Genomic DNA, 15,700 nt, shown 5'->3' on the forward strand with positions numbered 1-15,700 from the left:
CGCTGCTACTGGCGCGCGAGCACCTTCACGATCTCGCGGGTGTCTGCATGGGTCAGCCAGGGACTGTTGCCCACGGTCAGGCAGCGGGCGGCGAAGTCGCGGGCATTGGGTACGTCCGCGTCTGCGACGATGCCGCGCAGATAGGCGTAGTCCGGCAGGGCATGGATGAACATGCGGCTGACACCCAAGCCGCGCTGCCACAGCGCGGACATCGCCTTGTCACGTGCACGTTCACTGGGCAGCAGCAGCATCAGCATCGGCCAAGTGCCCTGGGTGCCAGGCATTCCGTCCACCACGTCAACGGCGGGCAGCGACTCCAGCTGCACGCGCAGCTGCAGCGCACGCAGGCGGGCCGCCTGCAGGAAATCGGGCAGGCGCTGTGCTGCGCGTGCACCGACGTTCTGCCGCCAGCGGCTGACGCGATGCTGCGGAATGTCCAGCGGAAACACATCACCCACCGCCGCTTCCAGGTCGCCGCTGCGCAGGGCACGCCGCAACGGGTTTCCATACACCAGCGACAGCAGGGAAGGGCGGTAGCAGGCTGCCAAGCCCAGCAGCTGCAGGCTGCGGGTCAGTTCCCAGCGCAGGTTGAAGGGCGTGTGTCCTGCGGCCTGTTCGATCAATGCCGCACGCAGTTCCTCGTCACGCGTCAGCAGCAGGCCGCCTTCATGCAGGCTCAGGCCCTTGCCAGCGGCCAGGCTGAAGAAGCCGATATCACCGCGCAGGCCGACGCTGTTGCCGGCCACGCGTGCCCCCAGTGCCTGCGCGGCGTCCTCGATCACCCATGCGCCGACGCGGTGCGCAATGGTACATGCGCGATCAACATCGGCGATGCGCCCGCCCAGATGCGTGGGCACGATCGCCAGCGTGCGCGCATCGGCTGCGGCGTGCAGTGCCAGCGGGTCGAAATCGAAATGGTCGCGGCGGGCATCGCACAGCCGTATGCGCAGGCCGAGGCTGTGCACGGCAATCGGCACCAGCGGACAGGTATAGGCCGGCAGGATCACCGTATCGCGTTGCGGCGCGCGCCTGCGCAGGGTGCGCAGGGCGATCAGCAGGGCGTGGGTGCCCGAGCAGGTCAGCTGCAGCGGCGGCGTGCCCAGCTGCTCGGCGAGAATCGCGCACAGGTCACCACCGCCGGGAAGGAAATCGCCGGCCTGCAGTGGCAGACCGGCGGTGGGCGGCAACTCGCGCGACAGCAGGCTCACGGGGATGGTTCAGTTGCAGCGTGCGGATCATCCGCTTCGGCACGACCCAGGCAGATGATGCCGGCCACGATCAGCACCGCACCGATCAGGTGATGCAGCGTCAATGGTTCGTGCAGCAGCCACGCCGACAGCAGCAGCACGCTGATCACTTCCAGGTGCGAGGCGGCGAACGCAGGGCCGATCGGCGCATGCCGCAGCAGGCTCATCCAGGTAAAGAACGCGCCGACGTAACCGAGCATCGCGCCGTATACCCAGGGCTGTGACAGCACACGCAGCAGCCACGCACTGTTGGCCTCGACCGGCAGCGCGGCATCGCCGGCATACTTGAAGCACAGCTGGGCCAGGGTGTCGAAGGCCATCAGCAGCGGAAAGCCGATCAGGTACAGCCGCCTCATGTTCCGGCTCCGACCACGGCGACACCGGCACTGACCAGCAGCATGCCGATCACCCGCAACGGCGTCAGCCGCTCGCGGAACAACAGGCGGCCGGCAACCATCAGCGCGACGATGTTGATCGAGCCGAGCAGCACGCCCTGCGACAACGGTACCAGCGACAGGAAGGCGATCCAGGCGACGAATTCAAGCACGTAGCAGGCGATGCCCAGCCACAGCCAGGGACGGCCGAACATGTGTTTCCAGCGCTGCAGGCCTTCGCCGTCCTGCGGGTCGCTGGCGGCGGCCTTGAAGGCCAACTGGCCGCCGGTGTCGAGCACCACGTTGACCAGCCACAGCAGGGTGGCAAGCGATCCCATCTCAGGCGACCGCCTGCAGCACGCCCGCACGTTCGCCGATGTCGCTGAAGAAGCGCGCGCTGCGGCGGATCACCTCGCGCCGTTCGCGATCGATGGTGATCATGTGGTAGCTGTCTTCCAGCACCACCAGTTCGGTCGGTCCGCTGACGCGTGAGATCACCAGCTCGGCATTGCCCATGCTGGCCACGTCGTCCTCGCGGGCGTGCATCACCAGGCACGGTGCCGTGACCTGGTGCAGGTGACGGCGCGTCCAGGTGCTCAGTGCGCGCATTTCGGCCAACGCATGCCACGGATTGCCCGGCAGGCCGGCAGCGGCACTGTCACCGGACAGCATGGCGGCGCTGACCTGCGCGCGCAGGCGCTCGTCGCGCAGGCCATACGGCGGCTCTTCCATGAACATGCGGTCGCGGCCGATGCCCAGGCGTTTGAACCACGGCAGCAGGAACGAGAAGCGCGCGACCGCCGGAATGTTCCAGCCGTCGTAGCGGAAGGTGGCGCCGTACACGCCCACGCCGGCGACCCAGTCCGGCCGGCGCGCGGCCAGTGCCAGCGCCAGCACCGCACCCATCGACAGCCCGCCGACGAACAACTGGTCGACCTTGCCGCGCAGGTTCGCCGCCGCATCCTCCACGCCTTGGTACCACTGTTCCCAGCGGGTCTGCAGCAGATCCTCGACGCTGCCGCAGTGGCCGGGCAGCTGCACACCGTGCACGCTGAAGCCGGCATTGTTCAGGCCTTTGCCCAGCATGCGCATCTCGGCCGGCGTGCCGGTCAGGCCATGGATCAGCAGGACGCCCTGCGGGCCACCGGGAAGAAAGAACTCATGGGATGCGGACACCAGTCGGCTCCAGCGCGGCAGTCGGGAAGCTCAGCATCGCAAGCGCGATTTTCGGCAACCTTTCAACGGCCCGGCTGGATCAAGGGCCCTTCAGCAACGGTATGGTGATGGACACCTTCAGGCCGCCACCGGGACGGTTGAGGTAACCCAGGCGCCCGCCCAGATGCTCGACGGCCTCATGGGCGATGGCCAGGCCCAGGCCGGTGCCGCTGGCGGCAGTGCCGGGCGCGCGGAAGAAACGTTCCCCCAACCGCGACATCACGTCCTCGGGTACGCCCGGGCCGTTGTCTTCGACGTACAGCTCGACATCGTTGTCGTCCAGCGCCTGCACGCCCACCGTGACGGTTGCATCCACGCCGGCGTAGCGCAGGGCGTTGTCGATCAGATTGTCCAGCGCCTCGTGCAGCAGGGCGCCGTTGCCCAGTATCCGCACCGGCTGCTGCGGACCCAGGTAGCCCAGGTCGATGCCATCACGGATCGCTTCAGGCACGCGCATGCCCACCCATTGCGGCACAAGTTCGGACAGGTCCAGCGCCTCCACCGTCTCCGGCACGGTCTGGGCACGGCTCAACGCCAGCAGCTGGGTGCTGACGCGCGCGGTTCGCTGGTTGAGCCGGCGGATGTTCTGCAGCGCTTCGCGCACGGTCTCCGGATCGCCGTGGGCCAGTGCCTGGTCCACGTGCAGTGCCATGCCCGCCAGCGGCGAGCGCAGCTGGTGGGCGGCATCGGCAATGAAGCGGTTCTGCAGCGTGATCATTTCTGCCTGCCGCGCGAACAGGCCGTCAATGGTGCTGATCAGCGGCTGGATCTCCTCAGGTACGTCGGCATCGGAAATCGGTGCCAGTTCGCCGCGGCGCTGGGCCAGGCGCGAGGTCAGCGGGGTCAGGATACGCAGGCCATGGGTGACGCCGAACCAGACCAGCGCCGCCATTCCCAGGGCCAGCATGGCCATCAGGGGAATGACGATCATCAGGATCTCGCGTGCGCGCTGGCGGCGGTCGGCCATGCTTTCGGCCACGGTCACCGCCAGCTGGTCCTGCGGATCGTTCATCGCCTGGGTGCAGACCGTCGACATGCGCACCTGCTGGCCGTTCAATTCACCTTCGTAAAGCGCCGGGTGCGTGCCGCTGCAGTCCTGCGAGGGTGCATAGGCGCTGAAATCGGCGTTGCCGGCGATGGTGCCCAGGCGGCTGCTGTCGACGTTGAAGTAGCGATGACCGTCGGGGTCGTACTCGATGAGGAAACGTGCCTGCGGCGACAGGTCGCTGCTGACCGGCATGGTGCTGAGCATCTGTGCGAACGACACGGTGTCGTCGGTCAGGTTGCGGTCGTGGATGCGGTTGGAGTAGTCCAGCGCCACGTAGTAGGCCAGCAGCGTGTTGAAGGTCAGCAGGCCCAGCATCGGCAGCGCCAGGAAGGCGAGCAGACGCCGTCGCAGGCTGGGCGGTCCGCTGATCACGGGCTGGCGTCTTCCAGCATGTAGCCGAGCCCGCGCACCGTGCGGATGCCCATGCCGCCCGGCTGCAGCTTGCGGCGCAGGCGATGCAGGGCGATGTCCAGGCCATTGTCGGTCAGGTCCTGGCCCCAGTCGCACAGGGCCTCCACCAGCTGCGCGCGGGACACGATGCGTTCGGCACGCACTGCCAGGGCGGACAGCAGGCCGAATTCGCGCGCGGTCAGCTCCAGCGTCTGCTCGTCTATCCACACCCGGTGCCCGGTCAGGTCCAGGCGCAGCCGGCCGATGCGCAGGTCAGGATTGCCGTTGCTGGTGACCCGGCGCAGCTGCGCGCGCACGCGTGCTTCGAATTCGTCCAGCGCAAAGGGTTTGACCAGGTAGTCGTCGGCCCCCAGGTCGAGCACGCGCACGCGCTCGGCCAGGCCATCGCGTGCGGTGACCACCAGCACGGCCAGGCCATCGCCGCGCTGGCGCAGCCGCTGCAGCACATCGCGGCCATCCAGCTGCGGCAGGCCAAGATCCAGCACCAGCAGGGCGTACTGGGTGGAATTCAGTGCGGCATCGGCATGCGCGCCGTTGTCCACGTGGTCGACCACGTGGCCCTGCCGGCGCATCGAGGCGCACAGGCCGGAGGCGATGTCGGGGTCGTCTTCTGCGATGAGAACGCGCATGGGCGGGGCTCCTGGGGGCGGATGGGCCGCCCGCTGGACAGGGCGGGCCTCTCGGCTGCCGAGGGTAGCGGCAAACCGGGTGCAGGTGGCGGGCGTGGGGTGCCTGGGCCGGCCCGGCGCTGGCCCTTCGTTCAGTCCTGCAGGCCGGGCTCGCCCTTGGCCAATGGCACCCGCGAACCGTCCAGCAGGCCGCGACTGAGCTTGCCGTCCTCGATGAACAGCAGTTCGCCGTTCTCGCCATTCTTGATGCTGCTGTCGATGGCGATCACGCGGTCGTCGTGGAAGCTGCTGACGTGTGGCATGGAGGTGTGGCCGACCACGATGCGCTTGAGCTGGAGGCGGTCGAGCACCGCCTGCACGCCCTGCGTGTCCAGGCGTCCGTCGAAGTAGCCGCGGTACCAGATCGGGCTGGTCTTGCCGTCGTACAGCGGTGCAGTGGCGGGGTCTGCCTTCACCTCGGCCTTGGGGATGCCCAGCGAGGCCTGGTAGGCGGCGTTGGTGCGGGCCGGGTTCAATGCCATCTGCACGGCATCGGGCGAGATGCCGCCGTGCAGGAACAGGGTGTCGCCGATCTGCAGCAGCACCGGGCGCGTGCGCAGCCACTGGCCGATCACCGAGTCGGCAGCATACAGCTGCGGATAGCTGCGACCGAGCAGCTGCGCGCTGCGCAGGTACTTCGGGTTGACGTAGCGCAGGTCGTCGTACAGCACCATGGTCTCGTGGTTGCCGAGCACGAAATGCACCGCGCCACCGGCCGCCGCCGCCTGCTGCTGCAGGCCGTACAGCAGCCAGAACGCTTCGGTCACCCGTGGGCCGCGATCAAACACGTCGCCCGCGATCACCAGCGTGTCCGCGCCCAGTGCCCAGCGGTCCTGTGCGTCGATCACCCGGTTGGCGCGCAGCAGGCGGACCAGCAGGTCGTACTGGCCGTGGATGTCGGACACGGCGACGATGCGGGGCACGGCGGGCAGCACGGATGCCGACGGGGCATTCGGCGGCAGCACATGCACCGCATGCGGATAGCCGCAGTGCACGGCAATGTCCGCGCCCTCGCTGCCGGCGTGCACGGTCTGGGTTTCCACCTGGTCCTGGCAGATCCACTGCGCTTTCAGCTGGGCGCCTTCACGGAACACGTAAGGACCATCGCTGTCGACGTGTTCTGCGGGTGCTGCCACGTCGCGGGCCGAGGCCAATGGTGCGGCCAGCAGCAGGGCCAGCGGCAGCAGGATCGACAGGGGTCGGGCGTAGTTCGGCATCGGCGGCATTCAGCGACGGAGGACAACCGATGCTAACCGCCCGGGGACGTCGCCGGTGTGCGTGAACGGGCGGATCAGGCCCGGCCGCCTCCTTCCTTGAGCTTGCGTACGCGGGTATCGGCGGCGCGCAGGGGCTGGCCATCGCGTCCGTGCGGTTGCATGTAGGGCAGCGGCCGGCGGCTGCTGGATTCGATCAGCTGCGAGTGTGCCTCGCCTGCAGCGAAGCGATGCCGTTCTCCCCATTGCCGCAGGGCGACCAGCAGCGGGAACAGGTCCTGGCCGGCTGCGGTCAGCACATAGTCCTGGTAGGCGCTGCCATCGGCGGCAGGCTGCTGCACCAGCAGCCCCGCCTCGACCAGTCGCCGCAGGCGGTCGCTGAGGATGTTGCGCGCCGCGCCCAGGCTGCGCTGGAAGTCGCCGAAGCGGCTGATGCCATCGAAGGCGTCGCGGATGATCAGCAACGCCCAGCGGTCGCCAAGCAGATCGGCGCTGCGGGCCACGGGGCAGGGGCTGTTGGCGTGCATGGTGGACTCCATCGATTGTGGTTGCAGTTTAAAACCAGTGGCGCTACCGTGCACGCAGTTTCAAATTGCAACCACACTGATGATGCCTTCGCTGTCCCGCCCGTTGTTGGGTCTGCTCGCCATTGCTGCCGGTGCCAGCGTGGCCAACGTTTACTTCGCGCAGCCGCTGCTGGAGCGCCTGGCCCACGATTTCGCCCTGGATGCCGCGGTGGCCGGCGTACTGCTGGCTGCCACCCAGGCCGGCAGCGTGCTGGCTCTGCTCGGCTTGCTGCCACTGGCCGACCGTGGCGACCGTCGCCGACTGCTGCGGGCGCAACTGCTGGCGCTGGTGGTGGCGCTGCTGTGGCTGGCCGCCGCCCGCAGCACCGCGTGGTTGCTGTCGGGCATGCTGCTGGCGGGGCTGCTGGGTACCGCGCTCACCCAAGGGTTGATCGCCTACGCCGCCAACCTCGCTGCACCGGAGCAGCGCGGGCGGGTGGTCGGCATGGTCCAGGGCGGCGTGTTCATCGGCCTGCTGTCGGCACGCGTGGTGTCCGGCGCGGTCGCCGCCGTGGCGGGATGGCGCGCGGTGTACCTGCTGTCGGCACTGCTGATGGCAGCGCTGGCGCTGCTGCTGTGGCGTCGGCTGCCGCACGTGCCGGTGCCTGCAATGGCGCCGGCGTGGCGCGAGCTGCTGCGCTCCATGGTGCAGATGCTGCTGCAGGATCGGGCACTGCGCGAACGTGGGCCCTTGGCACTGCTGTTGTTTGCCGGTCTCAATGTGTTCTGGGCGGCGGTGCCACTGCCGTTGTCGGCGCCGCCCCTGAGCTGGTCGACCGCTGGCATCGGCGCGCTGGGCCTGGCCGGCATCATCGGCGCGCTGCTGGCAGCAAGGGCCGGGCACTGGATGGATCGTGGCTTCGCCCATCGGGTGAGCCTGGGGGCGCTGCTGCTGATGCTGGTCGCCTGGGTGCCGCTGCTGGGCCTGTCGCACTCGCTGGCCCTGTTGCTGCTGGGCGTAATAGTGCTGGACCTGGGCGGGCAGGCGTTGCATGTGTCCAACCAGGCCCTGCTGCTGCGTGCACCGGCCGAACGGCATGGGCGCCTGGTGGCGCTGTACATGCTGTTCTATGCGGTGGGCAGCGGTGCGGGCGCCGCCGCAGGCACCTGGATGCAGGCGCGCTACGGGTGGCCGGCGGTGTGCGTGCTGGGAGCGGGAATCGCCCTGCTGGCCTTGGCGTGGTGGGCGGCGTGGCGCATTCCGCGCAACGCCGCCGCGTAGCACCGAATCTGTTCGAGGCCCTGCCGCGCGCGCTGCAGGCTCAACGTTGCAGCGCGCGTCGCCCGGGTGCCTCCGGCAACGCTTCGTCGGCCACCACCACACGGTTGCGGCCCTGTCGCTTGGCGGCATACATCGCCGCGTCGGCGCGCGCCATCACCCGCTCGTAATCGGGATGCCCATCGTGCCCGGCCACGCCGATGCTGGCGGTCAGCCCCAGCGTCTGTCCATTCGGCAGGGTGATCGGCGATTGTGCAATCTGCCGACGCAGGCTTTCGGCAATCACCTCCGCCTGCGATTCGCTCGCCGCCACCAGCACCACCACGAACTCCTCGCCGCCGTAGCGGAACAGGTAGTCGCTGCCACGGGTCTGCTGGCCGAGCAGGGCGGCAACGTGCTGCAGTGCGCGGTCGCCGGCGTCGTGGCCGTGGCCATCGTTGATCGCCTTGAAGTGATCCAGGTCCAGCAACAACAGCGAGAACGGCGTGTGGTTGCGCGTGGACAATTCGATCTCACGGCGCAGCACGGTCGGCAGGAAGCGCCGGTTGAGCAGGTTGGTCAGCGCATCGCTGCCCGCATCCAGTTCGCCGATGCGTTCGAACAGCAGGGTCATCAGGTTGCGGATGGTGGCCAGGTCTTCACGGATCGCCGGCAGGGCGGTCAGACGCCGTGCCGGATCTTCATCCGTGGCGCGCTGCAGGCTGCTGTCGATGCGTGCCATCAAGCCGCCGACCTGCTGCGTCTCGCTGCTTTCGCCGAAGCTGGGAATGCCCTTGTGGGTGAACCACAGGCCGAATTCCGAGGTCGCCAGACTGGCGTTGTCGGCGCCTGTCGCATGGCCGGCGAGGGTGTACAGCAGGCTGTTTTCCCAATCCAGCAGCAGGGCGCGCTGGCGCTCGCGCTCGGTGCTGACGTTCTGCACCAGCGAGAACAGCCGGTACGCTGCATCGGTGCGCGACGAGCGCTCGCGGGCATGCGTATAGGCCAGGGTCATGCCCTCCATGGCGATGTCCATGATCGCGCTGAGGCAATCGATGGCGGCGAAGGCGGTGTCGCTGTCATGGGCGTCGGCGCGCAGGCGCACGAACAGCTCGTGCTTGAGCACGCGTGCTCCGCGAGTCACCAGGTCAACCGGAATGCCGACCCGCGCATGCACATCGCCGATCACCCGCTGTGCGGCGACCGTAGCGGCAATGCCATCCGCATCGGTGGTCAGCAGCTGCGCCAGCCAGCGCTGCATCGCCGGTTGCAGGCGCTGCTTGACCTGTTCATGGGACAGGAAGCGGCGCGCACGCGTGTCCTGCAGCAGCACTTCGTAGAAGCGCCGTGCCAGCGTCGGCGGTGCATCGGCGGCTACGGCATGCAGCAATGCAGCGGCGGCGGGGCCGGCCTGCAGCAGGCACTGCTGCCAGGCCTGAGCCAGCGGTTGGCTGGCTTCGTCCAGTTGGGGTGTATCCACGTCGATCTCTATCGGCGCACAACAGACCACGGTATCGGCCGCAGCTGTCGACGGTTGATGGCAGGTAAGCCGGCCAGTTTAAGCGCCATGCAGGCCGAAAAACCCGCGCAGAGCACATGCCGGCAGATGTCGCAATGCGTTGACGCATTTGAGAATCACTCGCATTTGTGAAAAAATGACGGCAGGAACCGACCTGCGGGCATCCCGCAGCGATCGTTCCTCCTCCCCCGTCGCCGCCTCGTGCCCTATGCCAGAGGCTTCCGCTGCCCTGCCAGAAGGTCCAGAACATGCCTGCACACACTCTTTCACCGCGCCCGCTGGCGCTTGCCGTCGCCACGCTGCTGGCTGCCGGTACGGTTACCGCGCATGCGGAAACCGATGCCACCGATATCGATACCGTGCATGTCACCGCCTCGCAGATCGCGCGGCAGGCGCTGGGCACCTCCACCATCACTGCTGAAGACATCGCCAAGCGGCCGCCGGTCAACGACATCGCCGAACTGCTGCGTACGATGCCTGGCGTCAATCTGACCGGCAACAGCGCGTCGGGCCAGTACGGCAACAACCGGCAGATCGATCTGCGCGGCATGGGCCCGGAAAATACCCTGATCCTGATCGACGGCAAGCGCGTGGGTGCACGCGACGCGGTGCGCATGGGCCGCAGTGGCGAGCGCAACACGCGCGGCGATACCAACTGGGTGCCGGCGGAAATGATCGAGCGCATCGAAGTACTGCGCGGCCCGGCGGCGGCGCGCTATGGCTCGGGTGCCTCCGGTGGCGTGGTCAACATCATCACCAAGCGCCCGACCGGCGACCTGACCGGCGCGGTTGACCTGTACGGCCTGGTGCCCGAACACAGTGCCGAGGGTGGCAGCAAGCGCGTCGGCCTGCAGCTGAGCGGGCCGATGACCGACACGCTGTCGTTCCGGCTGTACGGCAACCTCAACAAGACCGATGCCGATTCGCTGGATCTCAACCGCAACTTCGCCACCGCTGCCAACGCGGTACCGCCGGCGGGCCGCGAAGGCGTCAAGAACCGCGATGTCAACGCGCTGCTGCGTTGGGACGTGACCGCCAACCAGGTGGTCGAATTCGAGGCCGGCACCAGCCGCCAGGGCAACATCTATGCCGGCGACCGTGCGGTCAGCACCACCGGAACCTCCACCGGCGTCGACCTGGCCGCGCTGGCCGAGCAGCAGGCCGAAACCAACCGCATGTACCGCAGCACCGGCGCGATCACCCATCGCGGACGCTGGGGCGATGTCAGCTCGCGGCTGACGGCAGCGGTGGAAGGGGTCAACAATTCGCGCATCAACGAAGGCCTGGCCGGTGGCCCGGAAGGCAGCTTCAACGGCGCTGACTGGTCGACGTCGCGCCTGCGCAACTACCAGCTGGACGGCGAGGTCAGCTTCCCGACCACCCTCGGCGGCGCCGAGAACGTGTGGACGCTGGGCTTCGAATACCTCGACAGCCGGTTGACCGATCCGTATTCCATGAGCCAGTCCAGCAGCAGCGGGGGGGGCATTCCGGGCCTTTCGGCCGATCGCGCACGCGGCAAGTCCGATGCACAGACCACCGCCGTCTACGTGGAAGACAACATCTACCTGGGCGAACGCTGGATCGTGACCCCGGGCCTGCGCTTCGACCATCACAGCCAGTTCGGCAACAACACCAGCCCGAGCCTCAACGCGCAGTTCAGGCTCAACAGTGACTGGGTGGTGAAGGGCGGCATCGCACGCGCGTTCAAGGCGCCGAACCTGTATCAGTCCAACCCCGACTATCTGTATTACACCCGTGGCAACGGCTGCCCCAACGCATTGCCGAGCCTCGGCGCCGGCTGCTACATGCGGGGCAATGCAGATCTCAAGGCAGAGACCAGCCTGAACAAGGAACTGGGCGTGGAGTGGGCACCGCAGAGCGGCTGGCAGGCCTCGTTGACCTATTTCCACAATGACTACAAGGACAAGATCCAGGCCGGCTACACCCAGATCGGCCTGACGGCCGACAGCAAGGGCCGCATTTTCCGCTGGGAAAACGCACCCAAGGCCATCGTGCAGGGGCTCGAGGGCAACCTGGTGATTCCGCTGCTGGGCGAGCAGGGCGATCGCCTGAAGTGGAGCAACAACTTCACCTACATGGTGGAGAACGAAAACAAGAGCACCGGCCAGCCGCTGTCGGTGATTCCCAAGTACACCGTCAACACCATGCTGGACTGGCAGGCCACCGAGCAGCTGTCGCTGCTGCTGACCGGCACCTTCTACGGCAAGCAGGAACCGGCCACGACCAACATCAACAACGACCCGCGCTGCACGGCCAACTGCGATGCGTCCACCGTGCTGCAGACCCGCGGCGCGTACAACGTCTGGGGCGTGAGCGCGCGCTACAAGGTGACCGACACGGTCAGCGTGGGCTTCGGCGTCAACAACCTGGCCGACAAGCGCCTGTTCCGCGAGGCCAACAGCAGTGATGCCGGTGCGGCGACCTACAACGAACCCGGTCGCGCGTACTGGGCGAGCCTGCGTTTCGGGTTCTGATCCGATGCGGGGCTGCGCCGGGCGATCCCCGGCGCGGCCTGGTGGTTCACTTCACCTGACGGCAATCTCGCAGGTGCACGCCGCCGGTATCCATCTTGTCGACCACACCTTCCAGCTTCACCCAGTCATTCTCGCGCAGGGTGGTGCCCAGCGCCATCTGATCCGCGGCCAGTGCGCAGTGCACGGTGAAGTTGGCGTTGTTGTCGCCGTTCGACTGGCGCCCACCGATGCCACCGATGCCCTTCATCTTGGTCACCAGATAGCCTACTTCGATGGTTTTGCTGAAGCGGTTGGGCTGGGCTGTGTAGACCTGGCCATCGATGACGAAACGACGACCGAAATACTTGACGAGTAATGGCTGGTACATCGCGTCGGTGTCCGGTGCGGTGCTGGTGCCGGAAAACAGCGCTCTGAGCGGTGCGGTGTTGATCTCCCGTTGCAGCCGTTTGGAGTCCTTGCCCATTTCGGTGGACATGCCGACCGCGGTGGCCTGGATCGGCTTGTCGAAACCGCTGGAGACACGCACGGCTTCGGCGATCGCCTCGCCCTCCGCGCCGGTCTTGAGCTTGTCCAGCCAACCACACAGCGCGCTGCGAGCGTCCTCTTCCTTGGCGGTCTGCCCGCGTGACAGCTTGGTGCCGACCACCACGGTGCCTCCATTGGAGGCGGTGATGATGCTGACCAGGGGCATCTTCGTGTCGGTCTGCAGGACATACATCTGTCCTTCGGTCTCGGCTATGACGTCACCACTGACGAAGTTGTTGCCCTCATCAAGTGCCGCCTTGCGCAGCTGGCCCAGCGCACTTCGGGGCTTCAGCCCGGGTAGGGTGACCTCGGAGGTGAAGAACTGCCCATTGCGGGGGTCGCCTACCGAACGGAAATTCTGCTGGCAGGTCTTGGCCGAGGCGTTTGCGACAATGCCAAGCGCGCAGGCTGCGGCGACGGCGATCCAAGGTGTTTTGGTGGTCCACATGTTCCGGATTCCTTGTGCTGGTATGTCCATTGGGGCAACAGAGCCGAGGCGACCCGTCTGCCCGTCCCCGTCCAGGGGGATGCGGTCATCATAGTGTGGCCTGGCATGGGCGCAAGCTGCAGCAACCCGCCTCGCGGACTCCGCAATGTTATAAACACCGTGATAGTTTCCCAACGCCCGTCGGCGTAGCCTGCCTCCATCGCAAAGGAGCTGTTGCCATGGGTCACGACCACGATCACCTGCCATCCGAGATCCGCCACGAGAAACCCTTGTGGTGGGCGCTCGGCCTGACCTCCACCTTCCTCGTGGTGGAGGTGGTTGGTGCGTTCTGGACCAACAGCCTGGCGCTCCTGTCCGATGCCGCGCACATGGCCACCGACACCCTGGCGCTGATGATCGCGCTGGTGGCCGTGCGGCTGAGCCGGCGTCCGCCGGATGCACGCCGCACCTACGGTTATGCGCGCCTTGAAGCACTGGGCGCGATGATCAATGGCGCCATGCTGTTCGTGGTTGCCGGCTACATCCTGTGGGAAGCCATCGGTCGCTTCCGCCAGCCGCAGGAGATCGCCTCCACCGGCATGCTGGTGATTGCTGCGGTCGGTCTGGTGATCAACATGATCTCCATGCGCCTGCTGCAGGCCGGCAGCGGCGAGAGCCTCAACGTGAAGGGCGCCTACCTGGAAGTGTGGGCCGACATGCTCGGCTCGGTGGCGGTGATTGCCGGTGCGCTGCTGATCCAATGGACCGGTTGGAAGCCGATCGACCCGATCCTGGCCGTGCTGATCGGTCTGTGGGTGCTGCCACGTACGTATGTGCTGATGCGCGAAGCCATCAACGTATTGCTGGAAGGTGTGCCCAAGGGCATGGATGTGGCCAGGGTGCGCGACCGCCTGTCCGACCACGACGCGGTGTTGGACGTGCATGACCTGCACGTGTGGGCGCTGGCATCCAGCACGCCGGCACTGACCGCGCACATCGTGATGCGCGAAGGCGACGACGCCGACCGCCTTCGTCGCGAACTCGGTGATCGCCTGCACGATGATTTCGGCATCGAGCACGTGACCCTGCAGATCGAAGCCGACCATTGCGGCGAAGCCTGTGGCCAGCCATCAGCGGCCAAGGATGACGACCACGCCGGGCACGATCATGCAGCCACCGACGCGCAGGGCCATCGCGGTCACGTGCATCGCTGAGCGGTATTGCCCAGTTGCACCGCTATTTGTCGCGCCGCGAGGCCAGCCGATCCGCCAACCGGGTCGGCTCGGGCAGGCGATAGCCGCGCAGCGTGCGCCGCACCCAGGACAGCGCGGTATCGGCACTGACCCGATGCCCGCCGGCAACGAACAGCGGCTTGCAGCGCAGCTTGCTGCGCAGCACCCAGCCGAGCTGCTCGCTGCCATCCAGCAACGGCGTATGCGCGCCAGCGTCGGCGCCCGGCTCGACGAAGCGGCCGACCAGCTTCGATTTGGCCACGCCGATGCTTGGCAGGTCGGTCACCACGCCCAGGTGCGCGGCGATGCCCAGGCGGCGCGGATGGCTGATGCCGTGGCCATCGACGAACACCAGGTCCGGTGCGCGCGGCAATAGTGCCAACGCGGCCAGCAGCGCCGGCAGTTCGCGGAAGCTGAGCAGGCCCGGGATGTAGGGCATGACGGTGGCGATGCGGGCGATTTCCTGCGCCACCGGCTGCAGGGTCTCCGCGTCGAGCAGTACGGCCGCGGCACGGGTGATCGCGCCGTCTTCCTCGAAGCCGACATCCAGCCCGGCCAGCCAGCGCACGGTGGCGGGCAGGTGGTCCTGGCGCTGCACGCGGGTGGCCAGCTGCTTCTGCTGCTCGCGGGCGGCACTGACGCTGCCTTCCCAGCGCCCGGGGTCGATCACGGTATTCATCGGCCACAGGATGACATCCCCACCGCCACGGCGCGGTGAGCGGGCGCCGGGGCTACAATGGCCGCCTGCCTTTCCTCGCGTTGGAGACCCTGCAGTGACCCGTAAACTCGTACTGTTGCGCCATGGCCAGAGCCAGTGGAACCTGGACAACCGCTTCACCGGCTGGGTCGACGTCGACCTGACCGAACAGGGGCGCCGGGAAGCGGCTGCCGCCGGCCGCCTGATGCGCGAGGAAGGCCTGCAGTTCGACGTTGCCCACACCTCCGTGCTCAAGCGCGCCATCCACACCCTGCAGGGTGCGTTGGCCGAGCTGGAGCAGGACTGGCTGCCGGTGAACAAGTCCTGGCGCCTCAACGAGCGCCACTACGGTGGCCTGCAGGGCCTGGACAAGGCCGAGACCGCCGCCAAGCATGGCGAAGACCAGGTCAAGGTGTGGCGCCGTTCGTACGACATCCCGCCGCCGGCAATGGACCTGGAAGATCCGGGCCATCCGATCCATGACCGTCGCTACGCCGGCCTGGACCGCAACGCGCTGCCGGGCACCGAATCGCTGGCCACCACCCTGGACCGCGTACTGCCGTACTGGCACGACGCCATCGCGCCGCAGCTGAAGGATGGCAAGACGGTGCTGGTCACCGCCCACGGCAACTCGCTGCGCGCGCTGTACAAGTACCTCAACAACGTGTCGCGCGAGGAAATCCTCGAGCTGAACATCCCGACCGGCATCCCGCTGCTGTTCGAGTTGAACGACGACCTCACGGTGAAGTCGTTCCGCTACCTGGGTGACCCGGAGGCGGCGCGCAAGGCCGCTGAAGCCGTGGCCAACCAGGGCAAGGCGAAGTAAGAACGAAGGGCCGGCGCACGCCGGCCTTCGCTTCTGTA

15 protein-coding genes are annotated in these 15,700 nt (G+C 67.3%); 4 read left to right on the plus strand and 11 right to left on the minus strand.

Annotated elements, in window-relative coordinates; translation table 11 throughout:
* Positions 1 to 5: 5 nt before the first annotated feature.
* The 8 genes from CR919_RS17495 to CR919_RS17530 form a co-directional block, all read right to left on the minus strand.
* Positions 6 to 1,208, minus strand: coding sequence for a DegT/DnrJ/EryC1/StrS family aminotransferase (locus CR919_RS17495; RefSeq protein ID WP_099821092.1), 1,203 nt, complete (start codon positions 1,206 to 1,208; stop codon positions 6 to 8).
* Positions 1,205 to 1,603, minus strand: a complete 399-nt coding sequence (locus tag CR919_RS17500) for a DMT family transporter (RefSeq protein ID WP_099821093.1) — start codon at positions 1,601 to 1,603, stop codon at positions 1,205 to 1,207. The genes CR919_RS17495 and CR919_RS17500 overlap by 4 nt, the downstream gene beginning before the upstream one ends.
* Positions 1,600 to 1,959 carry an EamA family transporter gene (locus CR919_RS17505; RefSeq protein WP_099821094.1) on the minus strand — a complete coding sequence of 120 codons (360 nt, stop codon included), beginning with the start codon at positions 1,957 to 1,959 and terminating at the stop codon, positions 1,600 to 1,602. The genes CR919_RS17500 and CR919_RS17505 overlap by 4 nt, the downstream gene beginning before the upstream one ends.
* 1 nt (position 1,960) lies before the next feature.
* On the minus strand, positions 1,961 to 2,797 hold the full coding sequence (locus tag CR919_RS17510; protein WP_099821095.1) for an alpha/beta fold hydrolase: 837 nt from the start codon (positions 2,795 to 2,797) through the stop codon (positions 1,961 to 1,963).
* 79 nt (positions 2,798 to 2,876) lie between these two features.
* The gene (locus CR919_RS17515; RefSeq protein ID WP_099821096.1) at positions 2,877 to 4,256 is read right to left on the minus strand and encodes a sensor histidine kinase; all 1,380 of its coding nucleotides are present in this window, start codon (positions 4,254 to 4,256) and stop codon (positions 2,877 to 2,879) included.
* A complete protein-coding gene (locus tag CR919_RS17520) occupies positions 4,253 to 4,924 on the minus strand; it encodes a response regulator (protein WP_089239707.1) in 672 nt (223 codons plus the stop codon). The genes CR919_RS17515 and CR919_RS17520 overlap by 4 nt, the downstream gene beginning before the upstream one ends.
* 131 nt (positions 4,925 to 5,055) lie before the next feature.
* Positions 5,056 to 6,180 (minus strand): metallophosphoesterase, encoded by a 1,125-nt coding sequence (locus CR919_RS17525; RefSeq protein WP_099821097.1) that lies wholly within the window; start codon positions 6,178 to 6,180, stop codon positions 5,056 to 5,058.
* 74 nt (positions 6,181 to 6,254) lie between these two features.
* Positions 6,255 to 6,704 (minus strand): helix-turn-helix domain-containing protein, encoded by a 450-nt coding sequence (locus CR919_RS17530; RefSeq protein ID WP_099821098.1) that lies wholly within the window; start codon positions 6,702 to 6,704, stop codon positions 6,255 to 6,257.
* A gap of 79 nt (positions 6,705 to 6,783) precedes the next feature.
* Here CR919_RS17530 and CR919_RS17535 point away from each other — a divergent pair, with 79 nt between their 5' ends.
* A complete protein-coding gene (locus CR919_RS17535) occupies positions 6,784 to 7,965 on the plus strand; it encodes an MFS transporter (protein WP_099821099.1) in 1,182 nt (393 codons plus the stop codon).
* 40 nt (positions 7,966 to 8,005) lie between these two features.
* Here the strand turns inward: CR919_RS17535 and CR919_RS17540 are convergent, their stop codons facing one another.
* The gene (locus CR919_RS17540) at positions 8,006 to 9,421 is read right to left on the minus strand and encodes a GGDEF domain-containing protein (RefSeq protein ID WP_099821100.1); all 1,416 of its coding nucleotides are present in this window, start codon (positions 9,419 to 9,421) and stop codon (positions 8,006 to 8,008) included.
* A gap of 287 nt (positions 9,422 to 9,708) precedes the next feature.
* Here CR919_RS17540 and CR919_RS17545 point away from each other — a divergent pair, with 287 nt between their 5' ends.
* Positions 9,709 to 11,955 (plus strand): TonB-dependent siderophore receptor, encoded by a 2,247-nt coding sequence (locus CR919_RS17545; RefSeq protein WP_099821101.1) that lies wholly within the window; start codon positions 9,709 to 9,711, stop codon positions 11,953 to 11,955.
* Positions 11,956 to 12,001: 46 nt separating this feature from the next.
* On the opposite strand, the gene CR919_RS17550 is transcribed toward CR919_RS17545, so the two are convergent.
* Positions 12,002 to 12,928 (minus strand): hypothetical protein, encoded by a 927-nt coding sequence (locus CR919_RS17550; protein ID WP_099821102.1) that lies wholly within the window; start codon positions 12,926 to 12,928, stop codon positions 12,002 to 12,004.
* A 218-nt stretch (positions 12,929 to 13,146) separates the two neighbouring features.
* Between CR919_RS17550 and CR919_RS17555 the strand changes: the two genes are divergently transcribed.
* Positions 13,147 to 14,121 carry a cation diffusion facilitator family transporter gene (locus tag CR919_RS17555; RefSeq protein ID WP_099821103.1) on the plus strand — a complete coding sequence of 325 codons (975 nt, stop codon included), beginning with the start codon at positions 13,147 to 13,149 and terminating at the stop codon, positions 14,119 to 14,121.
* Between the two features lie 22 nt (positions 14,122 to 14,143).
* On the opposite strand, the gene nfi is transcribed toward CR919_RS17555, so the two are convergent.
* Positions 14,144 to 14,818, minus strand: coding sequence for a deoxyribonuclease V (gene nfi, locus CR919_RS17560; RefSeq protein ID WP_099821104.1), 675 nt, complete (start codon positions 14,816 to 14,818; stop codon positions 14,144 to 14,146).
* Between the two features lie 94 nt (positions 14,819 to 14,912).
* Between nfi and gpmA the strand changes: the two genes are divergently transcribed.
* Positions 14,913 to 15,662: a 2,3-diphosphoglycerate-dependent phosphoglycerate mutase gene (gene gpmA / locus CR919_RS17565; protein WP_004150217.1), complete on the plus strand. Its 750-nt coding sequence runs from the start codon at positions 14,913 to 14,915 to the stop codon at positions 15,660 to 15,662.
* Positions 15,663 to 15,700 lie beyond the last annotated feature (38 nt).

It is taken from the genome of Stenotrophomonas sp. LMG 10879, from assembly GCF_002750935.1.
Lineage (GTDB): Bacteria > Pseudomonadota > Gammaproteobacteria > Xanthomonadales > Xanthomonadaceae > Stenotrophomonas > Stenotrophomonas lactitubi_B.